This window comes from Ruegeria sp. YTSA108, from assembly GCF_059610185.1.
The window spans coordinates 315,047-338,366 of record NZ_JBXWND010000003.1; the positions used below are offsets into that span (position 1 = coordinate 315,047).

Annotated in this window: 21 protein-coding genes and 1 tRNA gene; 14 read left to right on the forward strand and 8 right to left on the reverse strand. The window is 58.2% G+C overall.

Annotated features, from left to right (window positions below; translation table 11 throughout):
- Positions 1 to 11 precede the first annotated feature (11 nt).
- Genes AC2FHW_RS06840 through AC2FHW_RS06850 form a run of 3 tightly spaced genes read right to left on the reverse strand, consistent with a single transcriptional unit; the run spans position 12 to position 1,318 of the window.
- Positions 12 to 173, reverse strand: coding sequence for a hypothetical protein (locus tag AC2FHW_RS06840; RefSeq protein ID WP_185956647.1), 162 nt, complete (start codon positions 171 to 173; stop codon positions 12 to 14).
- Positions 174 to 220: 47 nt separating this feature from the next.
- Positions 221 to 841 carry a pyridoxamine 5'-phosphate oxidase family protein gene (locus AC2FHW_RS06845; protein WP_142635772.1) on the reverse strand — a complete coding sequence of 207 codons (621 nt, stop codon included), beginning with the start codon at positions 839 to 841 and terminating at the stop codon, positions 221 to 223.
- A 12-nt stretch (positions 842 to 853) separates the two neighbouring features.
- Positions 854 to 1,318: a nuclear transport factor 2 family protein gene (locus AC2FHW_RS06850; RefSeq protein WP_271948226.1), complete on the reverse strand. Its 465-nt coding sequence runs from the start codon at positions 1,316 to 1,318 to the stop codon at positions 854 to 856.
- A 296-nt stretch (positions 1,319 to 1,614) separates the two neighbouring features.
- Here AC2FHW_RS06850 and AC2FHW_RS06855 point away from each other — a divergent pair, with 296 nt between their 5' ends.
- Both AC2FHW_RS06855 and AC2FHW_RS06860 read left to right on the forward strand, forming a co-directional pair.
- The gene (locus AC2FHW_RS06855; protein ID WP_142635776.1) at positions 1,615 to 2,190 is read left to right on the forward strand and encodes a TetR/AcrR family transcriptional regulator; all 576 of its coding nucleotides are present in this window, start codon (positions 1,615 to 1,617) and stop codon (positions 2,188 to 2,190) included.
- A 106-nt stretch (positions 2,191 to 2,296) separates the two neighbouring features.
- Positions 2,297 to 3,454, forward strand: a complete 1,158-nt coding sequence (locus AC2FHW_RS06860) for an acyl-CoA dehydrogenase family protein (RefSeq protein WP_142635778.1) — start codon at positions 2,297 to 2,299, stop codon at positions 3,452 to 3,454.
- A 55-nt stretch (positions 3,455 to 3,509) separates the two neighbouring features.
- Here AC2FHW_RS06860 and AC2FHW_RS06865 read toward each other — a convergent pair whose 3' ends face one another.
- The gene (locus tag AC2FHW_RS06865) at positions 3,510 to 4,403 is read right to left on the reverse strand and encodes a LysR substrate-binding domain-containing protein (protein WP_142635780.1); all 894 of its coding nucleotides are present in this window, start codon (positions 4,401 to 4,403) and stop codon (positions 3,510 to 3,512) included.
- A 98-nt stretch (positions 4,404 to 4,501) separates the two neighbouring features.
- Between AC2FHW_RS06865 and AC2FHW_RS06870 the strand changes: the two genes are divergently transcribed.
- The 4 genes from AC2FHW_RS06870 to AC2FHW_RS06885 are packed head-to-tail and all read left to right on the forward strand — an operon-like array spanning position 4,502 to position 10,215.
- Positions 4,502 to 5,671, forward strand: a complete 1,170-nt coding sequence (locus tag AC2FHW_RS06870; protein WP_271948660.1) for a pyridoxal phosphate-dependent aminotransferase — start codon at positions 4,502 to 4,504, stop codon at positions 5,669 to 5,671.
- 10 nt (positions 5,672 to 5,681) lie between these two features.
- Positions 5,682 to 7,874: a dehydrogenase E1 component subunit alpha/beta gene (locus AC2FHW_RS06875; RefSeq protein WP_271948221.1), complete on the forward strand. Its 2,193-nt coding sequence runs from the start codon at positions 5,682 to 5,684 to the stop codon at positions 7,872 to 7,874.
- Positions 7,871 to 8,905 (forward strand): ACP S-malonyltransferase, encoded by a 1,035-nt coding sequence (locus tag AC2FHW_RS06880; RefSeq protein WP_271948220.1) that lies wholly within the window; start codon positions 7,871 to 7,873, stop codon positions 8,903 to 8,905. The genes AC2FHW_RS06875 and AC2FHW_RS06880 overlap by 4 nt, the downstream gene beginning before the upstream one ends.
- A 41-nt stretch (positions 8,906 to 8,946) precedes the next feature.
- Positions 8,947 to 10,215 carry an NAD(P)/FAD-dependent oxidoreductase gene (locus tag AC2FHW_RS06885; protein ID WP_271948218.1) on the forward strand — a complete coding sequence of 423 codons (1,269 nt, stop codon included), beginning with the start codon at positions 8,947 to 8,949 and terminating at the stop codon, positions 10,213 to 10,215.
- Here the strand turns inward: AC2FHW_RS06885 and AC2FHW_RS06890 are convergent.
- A complete protein-coding gene (locus AC2FHW_RS06890) occupies positions 10,202 to 11,107 on the reverse strand; it encodes a LysR family transcriptional regulator (RefSeq protein ID WP_271948216.1) in 906 nt (301 codons plus the stop codon). The genes AC2FHW_RS06885 and AC2FHW_RS06890 overlap by 14 nt on opposite strands.
- 76 nt (positions 11,108 to 11,183) lie before the next feature.
- Here AC2FHW_RS06890 and AC2FHW_RS06895 point away from each other — a divergent pair, with 76 nt between their 5' ends.
- From AC2FHW_RS06895 to AC2FHW_RS06915, 5 genes are all read left to right on the forward strand, one after another.
- Positions 11,184 to 14,396, forward strand: a complete 3,213-nt coding sequence (locus tag AC2FHW_RS06895) for a reductive dehalogenase (protein WP_496821677.1) — start codon at positions 11,184 to 11,186, stop codon at positions 14,394 to 14,396.
- A 128-nt stretch (positions 14,397 to 14,524) separates the two neighbouring features.
- A complete protein-coding gene (locus tag AC2FHW_RS06900; protein ID WP_142635792.1) occupies positions 14,525 to 15,391 on the forward strand; it encodes an FAD binding domain-containing protein in 867 nt (288 codons plus the stop codon).
- On the forward strand, positions 15,388 to 15,867 hold the full coding sequence (locus tag AC2FHW_RS06905) for a (2Fe-2S)-binding protein (RefSeq protein ID WP_142635794.1): 480 nt from the start codon (positions 15,388 to 15,390) through the stop codon (positions 15,865 to 15,867). The genes AC2FHW_RS06900 and AC2FHW_RS06905 overlap by 4 nt, the downstream gene beginning before the upstream one ends.
- Entirely contained in the window at positions 15,867 to 18,122 is a 2,256-nt protein-coding gene (locus AC2FHW_RS06910; RefSeq protein WP_496676366.1) for a xanthine dehydrogenase family protein molybdopterin-binding subunit, read from the forward strand. Before AC2FHW_RS06905 ends, AC2FHW_RS06910 begins: the two co-directional genes overlap by 1 nt.
- Positions 18,115 to 18,360, forward strand: coding sequence for a MoaD/ThiS family protein (locus AC2FHW_RS06915; protein WP_142635798.1), 246 nt, complete (start codon positions 18,115 to 18,117; stop codon positions 18,358 to 18,360). Before AC2FHW_RS06910 ends, AC2FHW_RS06915 begins: the two co-directional genes overlap by 8 nt.
- Here AC2FHW_RS06915 and AC2FHW_RS06920 read toward each other — a convergent pair.
- Positions 18,357 to 19,064 (reverse strand): lysophospholipid acyltransferase family protein, encoded by a 708-nt coding sequence (locus AC2FHW_RS06920; protein ID WP_496676363.1) that lies wholly within the window; start codon positions 19,062 to 19,064, stop codon positions 18,357 to 18,359. The two genes, AC2FHW_RS06915 and AC2FHW_RS06920, sit on opposite strands and share 4 nt — an antisense overlap.
- Positions 19,065 to 19,207: 143 nt before the next feature.
- Between AC2FHW_RS06920 and AC2FHW_RS06925 the strand changes: the two genes are divergently transcribed.
- Positions 19,208 to 19,283: transfer RNA gene (locus tag AC2FHW_RS06925), tRNA-Trp, on the forward strand.
- Between the two features lie 145 nt (positions 19,284 to 19,428).
- Here AC2FHW_RS06925 and AC2FHW_RS06930 read toward each other — a convergent pair.
- Positions 19,429 to 20,448, reverse strand: a complete 1,020-nt coding sequence (locus AC2FHW_RS06930) for a hypothetical protein (RefSeq protein WP_496821679.1) — start codon at positions 20,446 to 20,448, stop codon at positions 19,429 to 19,431.
- Positions 20,449 to 20,521: 73 nt separating this feature from the next.
- Positions 20,522 to 21,403, reverse strand: coding sequence for an EamA family transporter (locus AC2FHW_RS06935; protein WP_496821680.1), 882 nt, complete (start codon positions 21,401 to 21,403; stop codon positions 20,522 to 20,524).
- Positions 21,404 to 21,480: 77 nt separating this feature from the next.
- On the opposite strand from AC2FHW_RS06935, the gene AC2FHW_RS06940 reads away from it, so the two are divergent.
- Together AC2FHW_RS06940 and lptF are read left to right on the forward strand one after the other, a co-directional pair.
- Complete coding sequence (locus AC2FHW_RS06940; protein WP_142635806.1) at positions 21,481 to 21,963, forward strand: MarR family winged helix-turn-helix transcriptional regulator; 483 nt, start codon at positions 21,481 to 21,483, stop codon at positions 21,961 to 21,963.
- 161 nt (positions 21,964 to 22,124) lie between these two features.
- Positions 22,125 to 23,264: an LPS export ABC transporter permease LptF gene (lptF, locus tag AC2FHW_RS06945; protein ID WP_142635808.1), complete on the forward strand. Its 1,140-nt coding sequence runs from the start codon at positions 22,125 to 22,127 to the stop codon at positions 23,262 to 23,264.
- Positions 23,265 to 23,320: the final 56 nt, after the last annotated feature.

Here is a 23,320-nt window from a genome sequence, read left to right on the forward strand (position 1 = left end):
CCGTACGGTTCTTAGTCTTGGGCCAGTTTTTCCAGCAGCAGCGAATTATAAAGCGCGGGCGGGGATGTCCGAACAGCTTCGGGAGATGCGAAAAACCCCAGCATAAGAAAGGCAATCGACAGAGCGAAACCAAACAGGACTATGAAGGCTCGGTGAAGCGTTAACGTTATCATGGTGTCAGTCCTTGAATCACAAGTTGGGGAATGCTTGGCACTGGGGCTTATTTCTTATTTTCCAGTTCCCGTTTCAGCCGGTCATTTTCCGCCTGAAGTTGGGCCAGCTGCTGGCCCAATTCGTTCAGGTGGGGGCGCAGCTCGGCCTCGGTGAATCGTGGGGTAATGTGACTTGGGCAATTCCAGTCCAGACCTTCGACCTTGATAATGACGGCGCGTTCGGCCGGGGTCTGGGTGCCTTCGGGGGAGAGGCTGGCAGCCGCCGCAGCGCCTTCGGCAATTTCGACACGCCCAAGTATTTTCAGGCGTCGCTGGTTGGCATAATCCATCAGGATCAGCGCAACCCGGTCATTGCCATCCAAATTCCCGCGCGAGATATACTGTTTGTTGCCCGAAAGATCAGCATACCCAATGGTCTGCGCATCAAGTACTCGTAAAAACCCCGCGGGTCCGCCACGATACTGCACATATGGCCAGCCGGTCTCGGACACGGTTGATTGGTAGAACCCGTCGCGGGCCTCGATGAACTCTTTTTCGGCGGCTCTGATTTCGTGACCCTGCACAGGGCCGCTTTCCAGGAATTTCGCATAGGTTTTTGCCGATCCCATCCTTTCTTGATGGGTGAGAACGGCAGGCGTGAAGGTTAGTTTGGAAAAAGCACGTGGCATAATAGGTCCTTTCTACAGGCCCAGATCAGACAGGCCGGGATGGTCGTCAGGGCGCGGACCAAGAGGCCAAAGGAAAACCCGATCCTGTTGCCTGATCGGAAGGTCGTTCAGCGAGGCATGACGTTTGGCCATCCGACCATCCCTATCGAATTCCCAGTTCTCGTTACCATATGAGCGGAACCACTGGCCGCTGTCGCTCCGCCATTCATAGGCATAGCGCACGGCAATACGGTTTTCGGAATAGGCCCAGAGTTCTTTGATCAGCCGGTACTCCTGCTCATTTCTCCACTTGCGGGTCAAAAGCGCGTGAATTTCAGCATGGCCCGCGACAAACTCGGCCCGATTCCGCCATTGGCTGTCCTCGGTATAGGCGGGCGTCACGATATCCGGATCACGGCTGTTCCAAGCATTTTCAGCCATGCGGACCTTTTGTGTAGCGGTCTCAGCAGTGAATGGCGGCAGAGGGGGGCGGCTCATGTCATGATCCTTCAGGTCAGCGATGCAGCGAGCAGCGCAAGGGTCAACAGAATTGGGATGTACTGGCGGTTGAAGGGGCTGGTACGGCGTTTCATGACGGCTCCATAGTTAACTGATCGGTACATCATGTTGTTAAGGTGTACTGATCGGTACCTATTTGCAAGGGGTGCCTGTAAAATATCTAAAATTTTTCTCTATCCAGGTGGAAAATAAAGAGAATTTTCTGAACATTGATGGCCCTTGCGGATTATGGAGGGTACAATTATGTACAGATCGGTACGTATAGGAGGCGAATCATGCGCCCAAACAAAAGGGATGAGCTGGTCCGCAAGGCCCTGAAGGTCTTTTATCGCGACGGTTTTCATGCGACCGGCATGGACAAGCTGGTGGCTGAGACGGGTGTGTCGAAGACTTCGATGTACAAACATTTCCGCACCAAGGAAGATCTGATACTGGCGGCTTTGCGCCTGCGGGACGAGAATTTCCGCAACTGGTTCATGCGTCGTGTCGAGGAATTGGCCGACACCCCTGCGGACCAGTTGATTTCAAGCTTTGATGCACTGGGCGAGTGGTTCGCCGAAGACGGGTTTCGCGGCTGCATGTTCATCAAGGCTGGCGCCGAGTTCCAGGAGAAAGAGCACCCGATCCACGTGCAGGCGGCGGAGCACAAGCGGTTGTTGTTGGAATATTTCACGGATCTGGCCCGCAAAGCCGGTGCCTTCGACCCTGAAAGCCTGGGATGTCAGATTCTTCTGCTGAAAGAAGGGGCAATCGTGACGGCGGTTCTGTTGAAAAGCTGTGATCCCGCGCAAGATGCCAAAGCTGCAGCGCGGGTCTTGCTGGAAAACGCGTTGGCCGCACCGATCCAGTGACCCGGCGAAATCTTCCAAAAGACGTTGCGTAGCGTTTCATCCAACGCATTGGATTACTTGGCGGTCCAACTTACGCTGGCGGCAAGTTGATCTTGGAGGATGCGCAATGTCTCTTATTACCCCTACATCCAGCTGGGTGTCCGAAGAGCACCAGATGTTTGCCGAAATGGCGAACCGTTTCATGCAGGACGAACTGGTGCCCAATATCGAGCGCTGGACCGAAAACGGGGTTGTTGATCGTGCGTTCTGGCGCAAGGCCGGTGACATGGGACTGATGGCTGGCGCGATCACCGAAGAACACGGCGGTGTCGGTGGTGGCATGGGATTTGATGCTCTGACCATGTACGCCCAGACCTCGCACGGAGATTCCGGTTGGGGCTATGCGATCCAGTCGATTGTCATCCACTATATCACCGCTTATGGCAGCGAAGATCAAAAGTTGAAATGGCTGCCGAAACTCGCCTCGGGCGAGATGGTTGGCGCGCTGGCCATGACAGAGCCCGGAACCGGTTCGGATGTGCAGTCGATCCGCACAACTGCGGAAAAGAACGGTAACTCCTACTGTCTGAACGGATCCAAGATCTTTATCACCAATGGGCAATCTGCGGACTTGATCCTTGTGGCCGCAAAGACCGACAAGACCCAAGGGTCGAAAGGGGTATCGTTGGTCGCGGTCGAAACGCAGGGCGCAGATGGGTTCCGCAAGGGGCGGAACCTCAAGAAACTGGGCATGAAGTCCAATGACACGGCCGAGCTGTTCTTTGAGGACGTCAAGGTCCCGATGACAAACCTGATTGGTGCGGAAGAGGGGCAGGGTTTTTACCAGATGATGCGGCAACTTCCCTGGGAACGCCTGACGATTGCAATCGGTGCCCTGGGTGCGATTGATTTCGCGATTGCCGAAACAGTGAAATACACGCAGGAGCGCAAAGCCTTCGGTCAGCGCGTAATGGATTTCCAGAATACCCGCTTCAAGCTTGCCGAGTGTAAAACCAAGGCCGAAGTGCTGCGCAGTTTTGTCAACGACTGTATTGCCCGGCTTGAGGCTGGAACTTTGGATGCATCGACCGCGTCGATGGCCAAATACTGGGGGTCAGAGGTGCAGAATGAGATCATGCACGAATGTCTGCAGCTGTTTGGTGGCTATGGGTTCATGATGGAATATCCGATTGCTCGGCTTTACGCGGATGCGCGGGTTCAGATGATCTATGGCGGGACAAATGAGATCATGAAGGAACTCATTGCTCGGTCGTTGGACACATAATCCTGTTCGGGACGCTCCCGCCCCGCAGTTTTCTAGGGTGGTCGGAATGGCCCGGTCACGAGATTTGGTCGACTTGGCCTTGCAGCCAAGAACAGAACGACTTCAGCGGCTCGGATGCCACCCGGGATTGCGGCCAGACCAGAAAGAAATCGCCCAGACTGACGCCCGGGCCTTTCCAGGCGGGAACAAGCCGCCCGGTTTTCAAGTCGTCTTCGACCAGATAGCTGGGCAGCAGCGCCACCCCAAGCCCATGAATTGTGGCTTGTCCCATAGTCGAGAATTGGTCGAACAACATGCCGCCAAGCCCTGATGCCACAAGCCCTTGTGCGGCAAACCATTGCTCCCAGGCGTCAGGGCGCGTTTCCAGGTGCAGCAGTGGGGCATTCATTAGCCAGTCAATCTGTTCCGGGTTTTTTGGCAGAATTTCCGGGGCGCAAACCGGTACAACGTTTTCACGCATGATCGGCAGGTAGTTGACGCCGTGCCAATCTCGACGTCCGAAATGAATCGCGGCGTCGAAATGTTCCGTTTCGAAATCGAAGGGGCGAAGCCGGGTGTTCAGATTGACGGTCACCTCGGGATGTCGGCGAGCAAAGTCCTGAAGACGCGGCGCCAGCCAATGCATCCCAAACGCCGGCAGGATCGACAGGTTCAGCGATCCTCCGGTCGGATTGGCTCTGAGTTTTAGGGAGGCCTGCGCCAGTTGGTGCAAGCTTTTGCGCGCGACCTGAACGTATTCTTTTGCCGCCGGGGTAAGCTGCAGCCGCATCTGGGTTCGCTGGATCAGTTCGATGCCCAGCTGTTCCTCCATCGACTTGAGCTGTCGGCTGATGGCGCTTTGGGTCAGCGAAAGCTCTTCCGCTGCCGCCGAAGCACTGCCAAGGCGGTCAACGGCCTCGAGTGCCAGCAGAGAGGGGATAGACGGCAGAAAACGACGGGGAGCGATCATATGATAATTCCTCATACCTTTCGGATGGAATATCACTGGCTTTCAGGGCCCGCCAGCCCGATACCAAATGAATATTTTGGTCAAGAGAGACGTTGGCAGTGTCCAGGGAAATCGCAGCAGATAGTTTTAGGCGTGCAGACAGGCTGCGCGGGATTGAGTTGTCAGAGATTGTTCAGATCTCTGAGCAGGCTGCGCGCCTTAAGGCGCAGGGTGTCGATGTGGTCGCGCTCAGTACTGGCGAGCCTGATTTTCCGACCCCTGAACATGTGGTCGAGGCGGCCCATAAAGCGGCGCTGGCCGGGCAAACACGGTACCCGGCGACGGCAGGGGCGCCGGACCTTCGGACGGCTATCGCCGTCGGGGCCAGTGTCCAGCCGGAAAACGTGATCGTCTCGACCGGGGCCAAACAGGTATTGTCCGGGGCGCTGATGGCCACGCTCGATCCCGGGGATGAAGTTATTACCGCGGCGCCGTTCTGGACCAGCTATGCGGATATGGTCAGGCTGTCCGGCGGTATTCCGGTTGTCCTGGACTGTCCGGTTTCTCAGGGGTTCAAGCTGACCCCAGCACAGCTTGAGGCCGCAATTACGCCGCGCACTCGCTGGCTTTTGCTGAACACGCCCTCAAACCCGACCGGCGCGGTCTATACTGAATCGGAAATGCAGGCCCTGGGTCGTGTTTTGGACAGGCATCCCAATGTTTGGGTGATCTCGGATGAGATTTACCAACACCTGACCTATGTTCCCTTCACGCCATTTGTTCAGGCCGTGCCGCATCTGGCGGATAGAGTGCTGACCGTAAATGGAGTTTCCAAGGCCTATTCGATGACCGGGTGGCGGATCGGTTGGGGAATCGGGCCATCACCCTTGATCAAGGCGATGACCGCTGTTCAGGGGCAGATTACATCAGGCGCATGTTCCATCGCGCAGGCGGCAGCATTGGCTGCGATTACCGGGCCGCAAACGCTTTTGGGCGAACGCCTGCAGGCGATGCGAGCACGCCGTGATCTTGTGGTTGCTAGGTTGAATGCCGCGGGTCTGGAGTGTGCCGTTCCGGATGGCGCGTTCTATGTCTTTCCCAAAACACCGGCTGAAATGCCGGTCGATCATGAATTCTGCCGGTATCTGCTGGACGAAGTCGGGGTGGCACTGGTGCCGGGGCGTGCCTTTGGTTTGCCGGGCCATCTGCGGCTTTCTTTTGCTTATGCCACCGAAAGCCTGCAAGAAGGGTTGCGGCGCATTTCTGTTGCGACCGCCAGATTGAAGTAGAGGGGCCGCCATGGATCGCGCTCAGATCGTTCATGAGAATTTCCTGACACGTGTGGCGCAGCACCACCTGCCTGACGGCGCCGCACCGCGACCGGGATTAAGCAACGCCGATGCGGTGTCGCTGTACCGGTCTCAGGTTCTCAGCCGGGCACTGGACCGTACCAGCCGCGCGATGCAGAAGGCGGGGCAGGGGTTCTATACCATCGGCTCGTCCGGGCATGAGGGCATGGCGGCTGTCGCCCATGCTCTGCGGCCCACAGACATCGCGTTTCTGCACTACCGGGATGCCGCCTTTCAGATCGCACGTTCGGAACAAGTGCCGGGCCAGCAAATCGCTTGGGATATGTTGCTGAGTTTCGCCTGCTCGAAAGAGGACCCGATCTCGGGCGGTCGGCATAAGGTACTGGGCTCGAAGGCACTGATGATCCCGCCGCAGACCTCGACCATCGCCAGTCATCTGCCGAAAGCTGTGGGTGCGGCCTATTCCCTGGGTGCAGCGCGGCGGCACCCGCCCGAACATCGCGAGCTGCCACAGGACGGGATCGCGATGTGTTCGTTCGGGGATGCGTCGGCCAATCATTCCACTGCGCAGGGGGCGATCAATACGGCGGGGTGGACCAGCATACAGTCGACCCCTTTGCCCCTGTTGTTCGTCTGTGAGGATAATGGGATCGGTATCTCGGTCAGAACGCCAAAGGGATGGATTCAAGCGTCGATGCAGCACCGGCCGGGGATCAAATATTTTCAGGCCAACGGTTTGGATATTTTCGAAACCTATGCGGTTGCGAAAGAGGCAGCGGAATACGTGCGCACTCGGCGCAAACCGGCTTTTCTGCATCTAAGAACCGTTCGGCTTTATGGCCATGCGGGGGCGGACGTCCCGACGACCTATATGGCGAAATCCGAGGTCGAAGCTGATGAGGCTAATGATCCGCTTCTGCATTCGGTGCGGCTGTTGGATCAGGCTGGGGCGTTATCGTCGGATCAGGCGCTAAAGATATATCAGGATACCTGCGCCCGCACCGACAGGATCGCGGCCGAGGCCGTGACCCGCCCGCATCTGACTACCGCTTCCGAGGTCATGGCCAGCCTGATCCCGCCCAAACGTGCCTGCAAACCCACCAATGGTCCGGGGGCCGAGGCCCGTGCAGCCGCTTTTGGCAGCGATATGCGCGCGATGGACGACCCCCAACCCATGAGCCGCCTTATCAACTGGGCGCTGACCGATCTGATGCTGAACCATGCCGAGATCGTCTGTATGGGCGAGGATGTCGGGCGCAAGGGTGGCGTCTATGGCGTGACCCAAAAGCTGCAACAGAGGTTCGGTCCGGATCGGGTGATCGACACGCTGTTGGATGAACAGTCCATTCTGGGGCTGGCCATCGGCATGGGACATAACGGTTTCGTCCCGATCCCGGAGATTCAGTTTCTGGCCTATCTGCATAATGCCGAGGATCAGATCCGGGGTGAGGCCGCGACCTTGCCGTTTTTCTCGAACGGGCAATTCACCAACCCGATGGTCCTGCGGATCGCGGGGCTGGGATATCAGAAGGGGTTTGGAGGGCATTTCCACAACGACAACTCGCTGGCAGTACTGCGCGATATTCCCGGTGTGATCATTGCCTGCCCTTCGACCGGTGCGGACGCGGTGCAGATGCTGCGCGAATGCGTAAGGTTGGCGCGCGAAGAACAACGCGTTGTAGTATTCCTGGAACCCATCGCGCTTTATCCGATGCGGGACTTGCATCAGGCGCAGGATGCCGGGTGGATGACGACCTACCCCTCACCGGATCGCAGCATTCGACTGGGTGAGGTTGGGGTGCAAGGCGATGGCACCGATCTGGCGATTGTGACCTATGGCAACGGCCACTACCTGTCGCAGCAAGCCTTGCCCGAACTTGAGGCCGCAGGGATCCGAACCCGGATTATCGACATGCGATGGTTGGCTCCATTACCTGCAGAAGCGTTGCGCGAGGCCACCAAAACCTGTGCGCATATTCTGGTCGTTGACGAATGCCGTCGGACCGGAAGCCAGTCAGAGGCGCTGACAACTTTCTTCGTCGAAGAAAGCCCCGACACCCTGATCGCCCGAGTAGTGGCAGAAGACAGCTTTATCGCGACCGGGTCTGCATATGCTGCGCCATTGCCGTCAAAGGATAATATTGTCGCCGCTGCGCTCAATCTGACTGGAAACCGCTCATGACCCGTACCGCCGTTGTGATCTGCCCGGGTCGGGGCACCTATAACAAGGCCGAGCTGGGTTATTTACACCGTCATCACGCAAGCCGGATGCAAATGTTTGGCAATTTTGACGCTATCCGTGCCAGTGCGGGGCAAGAGACGGTCACGGAGCTGGACGGTGCCGATCGGTTCACGGTCAGCAAGTATTCGCGTGGAGATATGGCCTCACCTCTGATCTACGCGGCATCTCTGGCTGATGCTCAGGTGCTGGCCGATGACATTGAAGTGGTGGCTGTAACCGGCAACTCGATGGGCTGGTACATCGCCCTCGCCGTCGGAGGCGCGGCGTCGCCCGAGAATGGCTTTCGTGTGGTGAACACAATGGGGACGCTGATGCAGGACCACCTAATTGGTGGGCAGCTCGTATACCCGTTTTCAGACGATAGCTGGGTGGCTGATCCTCAGCGTAAGGCTGAATTGCTGGCGGATGTGGCGCGGATCAACGCGCAGGACGGTCAGGTTCTGGCATTGTCGATTGATCTGGGTGGAATGCTGGTTCTGGCGGGCAACGAAGAGGGCTTACGAGCGTTCGAGGCATCGTGGCCGAGTGTGCAAGACAGGTTCCCCATGAGGTTGGCAAATCACGCCGCATTTCACACCCACCTTCAAGCTCCGGTGGCTGCGGAAGGGCGCACGCAACTTGGTGCGGAGCTGTTCAAACAGCCTGACCGGCCTCTGATCGACGGGCGTGGCAAAATCTGGTGGCCGGGTGCGACGGACACGCAGGCACTGTGGGATTACACCCTGGGACATCAGGTGACCGCGGCCTATGACTTCACCCGCGCAATCCAGACCGCCGCGCGCGAATTCGCGCCTGACCTGTTCATCGTGACAGGCCCCGGAGCGACTTTGGGCGGTGCCGTTGCGCAATCGCTGGTTCTGGCCGGGTGGCAGGGGATGTGCGATCGGGCAGCGTTTCAGTCGCAGCAAGAGGCGCGGCCTTTCCTGATCGCGATGGGGCGTGAGGATCAAAGGGCTCTTGCGACGACCTGATCCCGCGTCCTAATGGTTTTTGACACCGCAAGGAGCCCGCATTGAGCGACTACGATCAATCCCTTTGGCTACACACCTGCCGCGAGCATGTGGAGAGCGCCCCGCTGACCAGCGATTTGTCTGTGGACCTTGCGGTGATCGGCGGCGGTTATACTGGCTGTTCCGCGGCTTTGACGGCCGCACGGGCCGGAGCCTCGGTCTGTGTATTGGAGGCGCAGGAGATCGGGCATGGGGGATCCGGGCGCAATGTGGGGCTGGTCAATGCCGGACTCTGGGTGCGCCCTGCTGACATTTGCGCCCATCTGGGGGATGCGGACGGAACGCGTCTGATCGAAATCCTTGCGGCGGCCCCAAGTGAAGTATTCAGCGTGATCCAGACACATGGGATCGAGTGCGAGCCGATGCGCAAGGGCACGTTGCATTGTGCGCATTCTGGCTCTGGTCTTGCTGATTTGAAAATACGCCATGCACAGTTGCGTCAGGCAGGCGCTCCGGTCGAGTTGCTGTCGTCGGACAAGACGTGCCAGCGCACGGGCAGCGCCACCTTTCGTGGAGCTCTGTTCGATCCGCGCGCCGGAACGATCCAGCCGATGGCATATGTGCGCGGTCTGGCCCGTGCGGCTGCCGCTGCGGGGGCACGCGTTCACACGCATAGCCCAGTGATGACGATGCGCCATGTCGATGGCCAGTGGCTGTTGGAAACCCCGCAGGCCACGGTGCGCGCCAAATCAGTGATCCAGGCCACCAACGCGTATCATCGGAACCTGCCCGATACGGCACCGGCCTATGTTCCTGTCTCGTATTTTCAATTCACTACTGCGCCGTTGTCCGACAATCTGCGCGCGAGTATTCTTCCCGGAGCCGAAGGATGTTGGGATACCGGCCTGATCATGACCTCTTTCCGAATGGATCACGAAGGGCGCTTTATCCTCGGCGCAATGGGCAATCTAGAACATGCGGGCAGCGCCGCGCACACCGGATGGATCAAGCGCAAACTGTCAGAGCTTTATCCTCAGCTTGCGGATCAACCCTTGCAGCAGGGATGGCATGGCCGCATTGCGATGACCTCGGACCACATTCCCAAGATCACTCGGATCGGACCGGATGCGGTTTCGATCCATGGCTATTCAGGCCGGGGTATCGGGCCGGGCACGGTGTTTGGCCGTATGGCGGCTGAGAGCCTTTTGGCCGGGGATCCAGCGTTGCTGCCAGTTCCCGCTGTGGCGGAACATACTGAACGCTGGACCCGCCTGCGTCACGCCTACTTTGAAACCGGTGCTGCACTGACCCATTTGATCAAGGCGCGCTGATGTCAGCTGCTATGGCTTCGATCCTTCTGCGCAGCCAACGATGCGCCGGGTCATTGGCCGACCTTTGGTGCCAGACCATGTAAAGCGGAACCGGGGTGCATTCGAAGGGCAAATGCGCACAGTCCAACCCGGCCAGAGGACCTTGTCTCATCAAGGCGGTATCGGTCGAGATCAACGAACTGCCCCGCACAAAGGCCGGTATCGCGTTGAAATGGGGCAGGGTAACAATCGGCGCTCTGATCTGGCTTTGATCAACACCCCGCATGACGGCACGGGCGTTGCGGCCATCGGAAAAGCGCACCTCGATATGCTCGCTCTCGCAGTAGGTCTGCCAACTGTTTGGCGGGGTGCAATGGCCGGCATCATAAAACATCATCAGCGGGCTTTCGAGCAGCCGTTTCTGGTAAATGTCCGGCCCATCCGGCGGCAGAGGGGTGACCATCAACTGACACCGGTCGCTGCGCAACAGGTCCGGATCGGGAACGCCCGATGGGATGAACTCCAACCGTAGCCGTGCACCCTCGGCGCGTGTGTCGCGCAACAGCCTTGGGAATATCACTTCGCGTGGCATGTCATTTGTGGCGATGCGAATGTCGATCTGTTCGGATAACGGGTCAAAGGGGCGACCGTCAGTCAAGGCACGCATCCCGTCCAGCACCGTTTGAATAGGGTCCTTCAGGGACAAGGCACGTTCGGTCGGGGTCAGGCCCTGACCTGAACGTACAAACAACGGATCGCCCAGCACCTGCCGCAGTTTGGACAGCGTGTGGCTGATTGCCGATTGCGTGACCCCCAGCCGATCCGCTGCTTTCGAGACCGAGCTTTCCTCGAGTATTGTCAGAAAGACCCGCAGGACTTTGCCGTCCAAATCAGTAAAATCATTTTTATTCATATTATTTATGATTAAGTATGAATGGTTTTGCTGTCTACCGGGCATTAAGGGTCAGACGGGCTAGGGGAGGCACGCTATGGGAATCCGTTTCTTTTCAGACCGGAACAGGCCAGTTCATATGGGCGGCTACCCGCTAGAGCGGTTGGCGCGGCAAGACACAATGCCGGACCTGTCACAGGTGCCGCCTATGGGCGATCTTAGTTTTCGCCGCCCCGATCAGCCCCACAGCATCGTCAATGCGATGGGTGAGTTTCAGGCGATGATGGATGCGATCCGCGACGGGTTGGTGAACCCGGCAATGGGCGATATCCCGTCAGATCCGAATGCGCGCGCCAACCATCTGAAAGCCTTTGGTTATTTCAACGATGCGTCGATGATCGGGTGCGGACCACTGCCGCCCGAAGCACTGTTGCCCGAGCCGCGCCGCAACCCTGATATAGACCGGCTGGCTGATGCCCTGAGGACACGGCAAACCAAGACGCTGGCCTCGGGCATTGATGTCATCATGGCGGATTTGAAGGACAGTATCGAGGCTGCACCCAAGCCGATTGACAGCCACCGCCATGCAATCGTGTTCCTATATGAACACAACCGTGACCCGGACCCGTCCGAGCCCGGAGCCGATTGGATCGCGGATGCGCAGGATCATCGCGCTTGTTTGTTGGCGACCGAAAATGCGGTGGTTATTGCCAACTACATCCGCCTGCTTGGCTTTGATGCGCGGGCGCATTCGGCGATGTCGTCGGATGTTGATCTGGGCAAATTGGCGGTCGCCGCAGGATTGGCCTCGGTCGAAGGTGGGCAGCTTGTTGCCCCCTGGCTTGGGACTCGGTTCGGGCTGGCCGTGGTGACGACCGAGTTGGAGATCGCTCATGACCGCCCGCTGTGCCCGATGGCTCAGCAACCGTGGTTTCGCACACAAGGACCGGCATGGTGGTTGGGGGCGGGTTTTGCCAAGAATGCGTTGAACCGAGACTCCTATGCCAAACGGCGCTATGTCGACGGCGCGCATCCCTTCGAAAAGCTTAAGCGTGTCGAAACGCCGACAACTTATATTGACGAGGAAAACGTTGCACGCGTCCCCAAACGGGCTGACATGTTTGCCCGGGCGCAATTCGGCGACATGGGTAAGACTCTGCAGGACGCCGCCAAGGGTGGGCATTACGTGCGCAAGGCGGCCCCCAGTTTCGCGCAACGGCGCGCGCTGGGCGCGTTTGTTCTGCTGCAGGATGGCGATAGCGCCGAGACAGCGCCGCCGACAGATGCCGCCCGGAACGCCGCTAATATCAAGGCCACGACCTATTTTCTGGGTGCGGATGCGGTGGGCCTCAGCCGCTGCCCCGAATGGGCGTGGTATTCACATGATGCCGCCGGAGAAGAGATTACACCGCCACATGATCAAGCCATCAGCATGATCATCGACCAAGGTTATGAGACGATGGAGGGATCCAGCGGTGACGACTGGATTGCGGTCGCTCAATCCATGCGCGCCTATCTGCGGTTCTCGCTTTTGGGTGGGGTCGTTGCACAGCAGATCCGCAACCTTGGGTATAAGGCCAAGGCCCATACGGTGATGGATGGCGAGGTGCTGCAGCCTCCGCTTTTGCTGTTGTCGGGACTGGGAGAGGTCAGCCGGATTGGCGAGGTCATCCTGAACCCCTATCTGGGCCCGCGTCTGAAATCCGGTGCGGTCACAACAGATATGCCTCTGGCTCATGACAAGCCGATAGATTTCGGACTGCAGAGTTTTTGTGAAAGCTGCAATAAATGCGCGCGAGAATGCCCCTCGGGGGCGATCACCGCCGGGCCAAAACTGATGTTCAACGGCTATGAAATCTGGAAGTCCGACAGCCAGAAATGCGCCACTTACCGGGTGACAACATCGGGTGGTGCGATGTGCGGGCGGTGCATGAAGACCTGCCCATGGAATCTGGAAGGCATCTTCAAGGAACGTCCCTTCCGTTGGGCCGCGATGAACTTCCCCCAAGCCGCGCCAGCGCTGGCGAAACTGGACGATGCGGTGGGCAATGGTGGCTTGAACGACACCAAGAAATGGTGGTGGGATATCGAATTGCAGCCCGACGGCGCGTATCGCCCGACCCAGCATCCGCTGAACCGGCGCAACCTGCAGACGGACCTTGCCCTGAAATATGAGGATCAGACGCTGGCGGTCTATCCCGCCTATCTGGCCCCGCATCCCTGGCCCTATCCTTTTGCCATGGACCGCGAAGCCGGGATTGCAGCTTATGAAGCGATGGTCACGGCAGAGGAGTACAAGGCACGCAAGGCCGCCGGGGACATGTCTGTTGTTCACAACTATTCCATCGCAGGTGATGCCCCTGTCATGCGGGTCGAGCTGAGCATGGTCGACCGGATGACGGATGATGTGACCAAATATGAGTTCGCGACGCTGGATGGCGCGCCGCTGCCTCAGTGGACCGCAGGCGCCCATCTGGACGTGCTGGTCGCGCCAGAGTTCCTGCGGCAATATTCAATGTCCGGCAATCCGGCGAACCCAGCGACCTATCAGATCGGTGTCTTGCGCGAGGATGAGGGGCGGGGCGGCTCGGCCCTGTTGCACCGGATTTTTACCGAAGGGCGCAAGGTTTTCATCTCGAAACCGATCAACCATTTCGAACTGGATGAGACCGCCACCAGGACATTCCTGATGGGCGGCGGGATCGGTATCACGCCGATGATCGCTTTTGCCCACCGCCTGCACAGTCTGGGCAAACCCTTTGACCTGCATTACTCGGCCAGTACCCGCGCTGGGGCGGGGTATCTGGACGATCTGGCTGCAATGCCCTGGGCCGATCACGTGCACTATCATTTCTCGGACGAAGGCACGCGCGCTGATTTACAGTCAATCCTGTCGGGATATCAGGTAGGTTGGCATGTCTATACCTGCGGCCCGGATCGGTACATGGAAGGCGTGATGCAGGCAGCGGAACGTCAAGGGTTCCCAGACGAGGCGCGGCATCTGGAGTATTTCTCCGTTCCCGAGCAGCCCGAGTATGAGAACCATTCTTTCACGCTGAAACTGGCCAAATCGGGGCGAGAGCTGCAGGTTCCCGCCGACAAACACGCGGCGCAGGTGCTGAACGAAGCCGGAATTCAGGTCGATGTGAAATGTTCGGACGGAATTTGCGGCGTCTGTAAATGCGGTGTGATTTCGGGTGAAATCGAGCATAGGGATTTCGTGCTGTCGAACAAGCAGCGCGAAGGCGCAATCATCCTGTGCCAAAGCCGTGCTGCGGACCCGGACGGGGTGGTCGAGATCGACCTCTGATCCGAGGTCTGGAAACGTCATTTCGGGATCGAAAAATAGGTCGTTCTTGCCATGGACGCCAGTGTGTTGCTGCATTAACGTCCCTGCGAACCCCAGTGGATCCTGACCAACAGGCGCGAGGTAAAATCATGGATTATCACAGCCCTGCCAGCTTTGCCGAGGCGTCGGCTCTGGCAGAAAATGCAAAAGGCGTTACACGGTTTCTTGCCGGTGGCACCGATGTTTTGGTGCAGTTGCGCTCGGAATTGGTGACGCCTGATACATTGATAGACATCAAGAAAATCAATGGCGTAAGCGATATCACCCGCAATGCTGACGGCAGCTGGACGCTGGGCGTGGCGGCGACAGGTGCGGAAATGAGCGAACATCCTGGGTTGGGCCTCGACTGGCCCGGCGTGGTCGAAGCGATGGATTTGATCGGATCGACTCAGGTGCAGGGGCGGGCGACGCTGACTGGCAACCTGTGCAATGGCTCGCCTGCGGCGGATTCGGTGCCAGCCATGGTGGCAGCGGGCGTGACCGTGACAGTCACCGGACCAAGTGGCACACGTGAGGTTGCCGTCGAAGATATTCCGACCGGCCCGGGCAGAACGTCCTTGGCCAAGGGTGAACTGATCTCGGCGGTCAATATTCCTGCACGCGGCGAAAACGGAGGTGATGCCTATCTGCGGTTCATCCCCAGGACCGAGATGGATATTGCGGTGGTTGGCGTAGGTGTGAATCTCCGTCTGGACGGGGATACCATCACCGAGGTCCGCGTGTCGCTGGGCGCTGTGGCTCCGACTGTTCTGCTTGTCGAAGACTGCGCCAAGGCGATCATGGGCAGCACCCTTGACGATGCTGCATTGGACGCGCTTGCCGCTGCCGCATCTACTGCCTGTAACCCGATCGACGATAAGCGCGGCACAATCGCATTCCGTACCGAAGTGGCCGGGGTTCTGGCCAAACGCGCCGCGAAAATCGCCTATGCCCGCGCCAAGGGAGAGCAAGCATGAGCAAGTTCCACGTATCCACCACCGTCAATGGTGACACGGTCGAATACCTGTGTGACCCACGCGAGACCCTGCTGGACTGTCTGCGCGACAAGCTGAACCTGACCGGTGCGAAAGAAGGCTGCGGCACCGGCGATTGCGGTGCCTGCTCGGTAACTGTCGATGGCCGTTTGGTTTGTTCCTGCCTGATGCTTGGGATCGAAGCAGAGGGTAAACAGATCGAGACGGTCGAAGGTATTGCAGACGGGGACGTTCTGCATCCGCTGCAGAAGAAGATGATTGAATATGCTGCTCTTCAATGCGGTATCTGCACCCCCGGTATTCTGGTCGCGGCCAAATCGTTGCTGGAAAAGAACCCGAACCCGACCGAGGAAGAGACACGGTATTGGTTGGCTGGTAATCTCTGCCGCTGCACTGGGTATGACAAGATCATTCGCGCCGTGATGGATACAGCGGCTGAACTTCGGGAGGCTTCGTAATGGCACTCGACGATCGCAAATCTGAATTCACTTTCGTTGGCACCCGACCGAACCGCCCTGACGGGCTGGACAAGGTCACGGGGCGCGCGAAATTTGGCGCTGACGCCACCGCGCCGGGCATGTTGCACGGGGCTATTCTGCGCTCACCCCATGCCCATGCGCGGATCGTAAAGATCGACACCTCCAAGGCCCAAGCGCATAAAGACGTCAAAGCCGTTGTGACCCGTGACGATTTCGCTGAGGTGCCGTTTAAGCCCGGTCTTGAAGGTGAGTTCTGGAACGTGCTGGAAAACGTTATGGCAGGCGAGAAGGCCTTGTATGACGGCCACGCGGTGGCAGCTATTGCGGCAACTTCGGCGCTGTCGGCGCGTGACGCACTCAAACTGATTGAGGTCGAATATGAGGTGCTGCCCCATGTGACCGATGTCGACAAAGCGATGGCTCCGGACGCTCCGGTTATACGCGAGGGGGCGGCGGATTATTCCGTGCCCGAAGGAATGCACCCAAACGTCGTGCGCTATCACGAAAGCGGGCATGGCGATGTCGAGGTCGGTTTTGCCGAAGCGGATCTGGTCGTTGAAGACAGCTTCGTCACCGAGGCAACCCATCAGGGCTATATCGAACCTCATGCCTGTTTGGCGACGCTGGGAAATGACGGCAAGGGTGAGCTGTGGTGCACCACCCAAGGGCACTGGATCGCGCAGAAAACCTGTGCGGCTTTGCTGGGGATCGAAACATCGCAACTGCGGGTGACGGCGTCCGAGATTGGCGGCGGCTTTGGTGGCAAGACAACCGTATTCATCGAGCCGGTCGCGCTGGCGCTGAGCCGCAAGGCCAACCGCCCGGTCAAGCTGGTGATGACCCGATCCGAGGTATTCCGGGCCACCGGTCCGACGGCCTCCGCGTCGATGGATATCAAGATCGGGATGAAGAATGACGGCACGATCACCGCAGCGCAAGGCGTGTTCCGCCTGCAGGGTGGGGCCTTCCCCGGCGCGCCGGGTGATATGACGGCCATGTGTGCCTTTGCTCCTTATAACCTGACTAACGTCAAGCAGGTGGGCTATGATGTCATGGCCAACCGCCCGAAACAGGCCGCCTATCGCGCGCCCGGCGCGCCGATGGGGGCGTTTGCGGTTGAATCGGTGATTGACGAGCTGTGCAAGAAGCTGGGGCTGGACCCCGTGGATGTGCGCCTGAAAAACGCCGCCTACGAAGGTACCAAGGCCAGCTATGGCCCGCGCTACGAACGCATCGGTCTGGTCGAAACGCTTGAGGCCGCCAAGGCGCATCCGCACTATTCTGCGCCACTGAAACCAGGGCAGGGGCGTGGGATATCCTGTGGATTCTGGTTCAATCACGGGGGCGAGACATCCGTGTCGCTGGCCCTGTCCGAGGATGGTTCGGCCCAGCTGATGGTCGGCACGCCCGATATCGGCGGTTCGCGCGCGTCGATGGCGCTGATGGCAGCCGAGGTGTTGGGCATTCCCTACGAGAATATTCGCGTAACCATCGCGGACACGGCAACACTCGGCTATAACGACGTTTCGCACGGCTCGCGCGTGACTTATGCCTCAGGGCTGGCCACGATCAAGGCGGCCCGGCATGCGGTTGAAAAGCTGAGCGAACGCGCGGCGGCCAAGTGGGGCATCTCGGTAGATGCGGTGAAATGGGAAAACGGCTGCGCGGTGCCCTCGGGCCCCAATGCGGGCGATTTCGATCCGATGCCGCTGGCCGATATCACCGCCGATATGGGTGCGACCGGTGGTCCGATCTCGGGCCATTTCGAAGCGACCCCGGAAGGCGCAGGCGTGTCATTCGGCACACATATCGTCGATGCCGAGGTCGACCCGGAAACCGGCAAGACCAGCATCACCCGCTATACGGTCATTCAAGACGCCGGAAAGGCGATCCACCCGACCTATGTGGAAGGCCAGTATCAGGGTGGCGCGGCGCAGGGCATCGGTTGGGCGCTGAACGAGGAATATGTCTATGGCGAGGATGGTCGTCTGCAGAACTCGATCTTCCTCGATTATCGTATCCCGGTCGCCAGCGACTTGCCGATGATCGATACGGTGATCGTCGAAGTTCCCAACCCCGGCCACCCGTTTGGGGTGCGTGGTGTGGGTGAAACCGGCATTGTGCCGCCGCTGGCAGCCATCGCCAACGCGGTTTCGAACGCTGCAGGAGTGCGGATGAAGCAACTGCCAATGTCACCGCCGCGCATTTTGGCGGCGCTCAAGGACAATGGTTGAGGTCCACCTTTGGTCCGGCCTCCGGTCTCTGACCGGGGGTCAACAGGTGGTCGAGGTCGAGGCCAAAACCACCGGCGAGCTGCTGCGGGAACTTGCGCGGGTTCATCCGCAGCTTCAGGCGCCGATTGATGCCGGGGTTTCCATCTCAATCAACGGGCGCGTGATCGCCAGCGGGCTGACCGAACCGATCCCCGAGGGCAGCGAAGTGTATCTGATGCAAAGGCTGCGCGGCGGTTAGCCTTGGGGAGACCAAGGTTCGCGACCGACCATCCTGTCTGCTTCGGCGGTGATGTCGTTCATATGCGCCTCAAGGCTGAGGCGAAGGGCCTCGAGTTCTTCTTCACTGGCCTTGCGGGGAACGTTTTCGGTCCATTCCCGGCACAGAAACACGCCTTTGTTGCGCCAGGGGCGCGGCATCAGCAGGCGATCCCAGGTACCGGCCTCGCTGCCGTGGCGGGCGGAATAAGTGATACCGAAGACTCGCTTGCCCGAGGTGCGTGCCCAAACCAGAGGCACTGTCGACAGCACCCGTTCCGGACCGCGCGGGCCGTCAGCGGCGATACCGATGGAAATGCCCCGCTTGATCTTACCGATCACTTCGCGTGACACCGCGATGTTGTTGGCGTTTTTGCTGGTCATGGCGATGGTGTCCATGCCGAACAGTTTCTGCACCCGACCAACCATGCTGCCAGCGCGTGCCGAAGACGTGATCGAGCAGATGCTCCCCTTGTCCAGCGGGAAGAAATAGGGCGATTGCGCCAGCCGCTGATGCCAAAGGACAACGATGACCGGTTCGCCCTGATCGGCCAGCTGGTCCAGCTCTTCATAGCCGATGCGTTGCCATTGGGTGTTGCGGTTGACCATCCGAATATAGCTCGCGATGCGGCGGGCGGTCCAATTCAGGACGGCCTCGCTATCGGCGATTTTCTTGCGGATACTCACTAATGGTGACCCTCATATTGATCAAACCGTGTCTTATAGAACTCAACGCCATACGCAACTTGTTTGTCGTGCGCATAACTAAGGAGGAATCTGAAAAAGCCTCTTGAGTCCGCCGCGCGGCTGGCATATTTGAGGCGCACCTTAGGGGTATAGCTCAGTTGGTAGAGCGACGGTCTCCAAAACCGTAGGTCGCGGGTTCGAACCCTGCTGCCCCTGCCATTCTCTCCATTGCCAGAAGTTTGTGCCAGCTTGGGCGGAATGGGACACGCGTGACCGTTTGCGCAGCCTAGCTGTTACAACTTGGACCAGCAGAGCATTCGACCGATGCGATAAACCGTGTTCTGGTTGCTCAACAAATCACGGTCTAACCCAAAATCGGTGATATGCCACCGGCAAAAGCGGCCAAGATTGGGGCCGTCAGGGCGAAGCCGGCGCGGATGATGTCACCTGTTCCTTCTGTCAGCTTATGCGACGATCTCCAGTCATCAATGTCGAATGCCTGGTCTGTGCCGCCCTGATTTCGGGCAGCCAAAGCGAGGTTAGAAATTCTTCCGTCCAGAAGGACTGCCACGGGAAGAAAGTAGCTGAGCATTAGCAAGCAAAAATATGTGCCGGTGAACACGGCCGATGCGTTGAGCAATGCGCTATAGGCGGCCCTTTCTGATTCAGCGATCATGGGCAAGGGCCAGTACATCCAGCTTGCGGCAAAGAACATGCCGAAGGTCAGCACCAGACTGGACAGGTAGAGTTGCTGCCGCATATGCCGCAGGTTTTGCGCCAGCTCAACTGCTGTTGCTTCGATGTCCTGAGATTCATGCCGTCCAAGACACAATATCATTCCGACAATCAGCGACCCGATCGCAAGGCCGGCCATTGCATTCACCAGGTCCAGAATACGGTTGAACAGTGAAAGAACAGGGGCCTGCCCGCATTTCCCAAACATCCAGCTATCTTCCGAACCGGAACATGCCGGTAAGGTGCCTTGCGACAATGCTGTTTCAAAAACGGCTTTGCCGATCTGGTGGTAAATCTGCGGGCTTTGGTCGGTCATATGCTTTTGAATGGTCGGCACGAGAGCCAGAAACACGATGGCGACTACAATCGCGATTGCCGCGATCCGGGTGTTTTTTTCGATCGGGCGTGACAGGGTCCGGAACAAGACTGCCACGGGCAACAAGGCCAGCGATAAAAAGAACCAGGACGCGGCAAGAAACCGAAACCGACCAACGGCTTCCTGCCAAGAGCTACCGCTCAACACAAAGTTCACTGGTACGTCCAGTTCATTGGCGATCATTTGGTTCTGGATCAGTTTATGGATTGCGAAAACACATACCGGCAGCAGGGCGATGGCAAAATAGCGCGGTTTTACTCGGCTTTTTGACACGTGATACCTTTCTAGCCCGGGCGTTGCACAGCACACAGTTTAGCACAAAACTCGTACATCGATGCCTGGAGTTTCAGGCGGGCTTTCTGATGGTGACAATCGAACGGCCGGTACGTTTGCCCATTTGCCCCAGCCAGACCGCCAGAAGTACAATACAGACACCGGCGATCTGCACAAAGGTCAGGTTTTGCCCAAGCATGACCCAACCAATCATTACGGCGGATAGCGGGCTGAGAAAGCCAAGTGCCGAGACCGCAGAGGGTTCGATCCGGGCGAGGCCTCGGAACCACAGGATATAGGTCAGGGCAGCCCCGATGACGCTCAGATATCCAATTCCGAGAAGGTTGTTTTTTTCAAGCGCTGGTAAGGCGGGCTCAAACATCAGTGCAAGCGGCACCAGCAACAGCCCGCCGGCGGTTAGTTGCCAAGCGGTAAATGTCAGCAGCGGCACTGGCGGTTGCCATTTGCGCGTCAGGACAGTTCCTGCCCCCATCGAAAGGGCGCCACCCAGTCCAGCGATCAGGCCAACCGTATCAAGATTGATAGCTGTTCCGAGGACAAGGCACCCGACGCCGATCACCCCCAGCAGCGCTGCGCCGACCGATCTCAGCCCAACCGGGGTGTTCAGCAGAAATGCCGACAGGAAGACTACAATAAGAGGTTGTACCGCGCCGACAGTGGCTGCGACCCCACCGGGGAGCCTGTAAGCCGCGACGAAAAGCAGGGTCCAGAACACGGTGAAATTGAGCGCGCCCAGAATGAATATGCGGCCCCACCAATGACCCCTTGGAAGTTGACGGGACAAAACTAGCAGCAGCAGTCCGGCAGGCAGCGCACGCAGCGCGGCCATCGTGATCGGATATCCGACGGGCAAAAATTCGGTCGTAACATAATAGGTGCTACCCCAGATCAAAGGGGCAACAGCAGTTAGGGCGATGTCGGTTTGGTATCTCATGGCGAATCCCTTTATCTTGACGTCAAGATATATTGTAAAATCTTGACGTCAAGATAAATCTGGGCTAGCCAGAACTCATGGATCATGTGGAGCGAATTATCGCGCAGTGGAACAGTGCCCGGCCCGACCTGGATGTGGGGCCGATGGAAACCGTTGGTCGACTGACGCGGTTGGCGGTTCAGTTGCGAAGGGCGATGGAGCATACCTGGGCTCTTCATGACATGAACGCTGCCAGCTTTGATGTCCTTGCCACGTTGCGAAGGTCTGGCAAGCCAGAGGGTCTTTCACCTGGCGAGCTTTTGGAGCTTACAATGGTGACGTCCGGCACAATGACGAATCGCGTCGATCAACTGGTTAAGGCGGGGATGGTCGAAAGAGTGCAAAACCCTGAGGATGGCCGGGGCTTCCTGATCCGTCTTACCCAAAACGGATTCAAAGCGATTGAGGCCGCCGTTTCGGATCATATAGAGACTCAGCAGCGCCTGGTTCAGGGTTTGTCCCTGCAACAGCGCGATCAACTCAATCACCTGCTCAGATCGTTGTCTGAAACGCTGGACTGATCCAGGCAGGTAAGCATTCTGGATCGGGGTGCCAATTCCGATATGGCATAGCCGTTTTAGTGCGCACGGCTCAATTTCTATAATTCTTGGGCTATGCGGTTTCCTCGGTCAGGGGATTGGCATATTGTTCAAACGAATTTCAGGTAGCCGGATGAGGATACATGTCGCGCTTCGATGGATACTTCCTGCGGCAACTGCTGATTCTGTTCGGCTTTTTCACTCTGATTCTGGTGGGGGTTTTCTGGATCACCCGCTCGGTAAGCCTGTTTGACCGTGTCATCAGCGGTGGTCAATCGGCCATGGTGTTTCTTGAATTTACCGCTCTTACTTTGCCGACGCTGATCCGTACGGTGATGCCCATGGCCGTGTTCGCAGCGGCCGTCTATGCCACCAACCGCCTGAGCCGTGAAAGCGAGCTTACGGTGATGCTGGCCACAGGTTCCAGCCCGTGGCGGCTGGCTCGCGCTGTGGTTCTGTTCGGTCTTGTTGCTGGTCTGATGATGGCCTCGATCAGTGTTTTCCTGCGCCCGGCCTCGGTCGATTTACTGGAAAAACGGCAGGCCGAAGTGGCGGGTGACGTCACAGCGCAGTTATTGAATGAAGGCGAATTCCTGCATCCTGCAAGTGACGTGACCGTCTATATTGGGGGGATTGATCTGGACGGGACTTTGCGCGAAGTTTTTGTTTCGGACCGGCGGGATAAAACCAGCCCGGTCAGCTATTCCAGCCAAACAGCTTATCTGGTCAATAACGGCTCGGGCATTCATCTGGTGATGGTTGACGGAGTTGCCCTGCGTCAGGACAGGCAGGGACGTACCCTGTCGTCTACACTGTTTCAGGACGCGTCCTATGACATCTCAGAATTGACGAGTACCGACAACGCGGCCGAGCGAAGCCTCGAGGCCATTCCCACCGCAGAGCTGTTGCGCGACCGGGCTGCGATCGCGGCTGCAGAAGGGTTCACTGAGGGCGCGTTGATCGACGAGCTGCATCAGCGATTTTCGTGGATCACCATTTGTATCGCGGTCGCGATGGCGGGCTATGCAACCCTTATGTTGGGCAGCTTTTCCAGATTTGGCCTGTGGCCACAGATTTTTGGAGCATTCATAATTCTGGTCCTTTTGGAAGGTATGCGCGGCTTTGTGTCTCCGTTGGTGATCGAAGACCCGAAATTGTGGCTATTGCTCTATTTGCCTGCTGTCATGGGCATATTGATCTCGTGCCTGTTTCTTTTGATTGCAGGTCGTCCGCTTCTGCGCGTGCGCGCAAGAAAACACTCGCGGGCATTGTCCCAAGCCTGAAGCTACGGCGCATTTCGGCGCAATGTTCTTCGGCCAAGCTAATTCGTTTTTTCGCT

Coding starts and splice junctions, on each gene's coding strand:
- AC2FHW_RS06840 (WP_185956647.1), bottom strand. CDS start 173: ATGATAACGTTAACGCTTCACCGAGCCTTCATAGTCCTGTTTGGTTTC.
- AC2FHW_RS06845 (WP_142635772.1), bottom strand. CDS start 841: ATGCCACGTGCTTTTTCCAAACTAACCTTCACGCCTGCCGTTCTCACC.
- AC2FHW_RS06850 (WP_271948226.1), bottom strand. CDS start 1,318: ATGAGCCGCCCCCCTCTGCCGCCATTCACTGCTGAGACCGCTACACAA.
- AC2FHW_RS06855 (WP_142635776.1), top strand. CDS start 1,615: ATGCGCCCAAACAAAAGGGATGAGCTGGTCCGCAAGGCCCTGAAGGTC.
- AC2FHW_RS06860 (WP_142635778.1), top strand. CDS start 2,297: ATGTCTCTTATTACCCCTACATCCAGCTGGGTGTCCGAAGAGCACCAG.
- AC2FHW_RS06865 (WP_142635780.1), bottom strand. CDS start 4,403: ATGATCGCTCCCCGTCGTTTTCTGCCGTCTATCCCCTCTCTGCTGGCA.
- AC2FHW_RS06875 (WP_271948221.1), top strand. CDS start 5,682: ATGGATCGCGCTCAGATCGTTCATGAGAATTTCCTGACACGTGTGGCG.
- AC2FHW_RS06880 (WP_271948220.1), top strand. CDS start 7,871: ATGACCCGTACCGCCGTTGTGATCTGCCCGGGTCGGGGCACCTATAAC.
- AC2FHW_RS06890 (WP_271948216.1), bottom strand. CDS start 11,107: ATGAATAAAAATGATTTTACTGATTTGGACGGCAAAGTCCTGCGGGTC.
- AC2FHW_RS06895 (WP_496821677.1), top strand. CDS start 11,184: ATGGGAATCCGTTTCTTTTCAGACCGGAACAGGCCAGTTCATATGGGC.
- AC2FHW_RS06900 (WP_142635792.1), top strand. CDS start 14,525: ATGGATTATCACAGCCCTGCCAGCTTTGCCGAGGCGTCGGCTCTGGCA.
- AC2FHW_RS06905 (WP_142635794.1), top strand. CDS start 15,388: ATGAGCAAGTTCCACGTATCCACCACCGTCAATGGTGACACGGTCGAA.
- AC2FHW_RS06910 (WP_496676366.1), top strand. CDS start 15,867: ATGGCACTCGACGATCGCAAATCTGAATTCACTTTCGTTGGCACCCGA.
- AC2FHW_RS06915 (WP_142635798.1), top strand. CDS start 18,115: ATGGTTGAGGTCCACCTTTGGTCCGGCCTCCGGTCTCTGACCGGGGGT.
- AC2FHW_RS06935 (WP_496821680.1), bottom strand. CDS start 21,403: ATGAGATACCAAACCGACATCGCCCTAACTGCTGTTGCCCCTTTGATC.
- AC2FHW_RS06940 (WP_142635806.1), top strand. CDS start 21,481: ATGGATCATGTGGAGCGAATTATCGCGCAGTGGAACAGTGCCCGGCCC.
- lptF (WP_142635808.1), top strand. CDS start 22,125: ATGTCGCGCTTCGATGGATACTTCCTGCGGCAACTGCTGATTCTGTTC.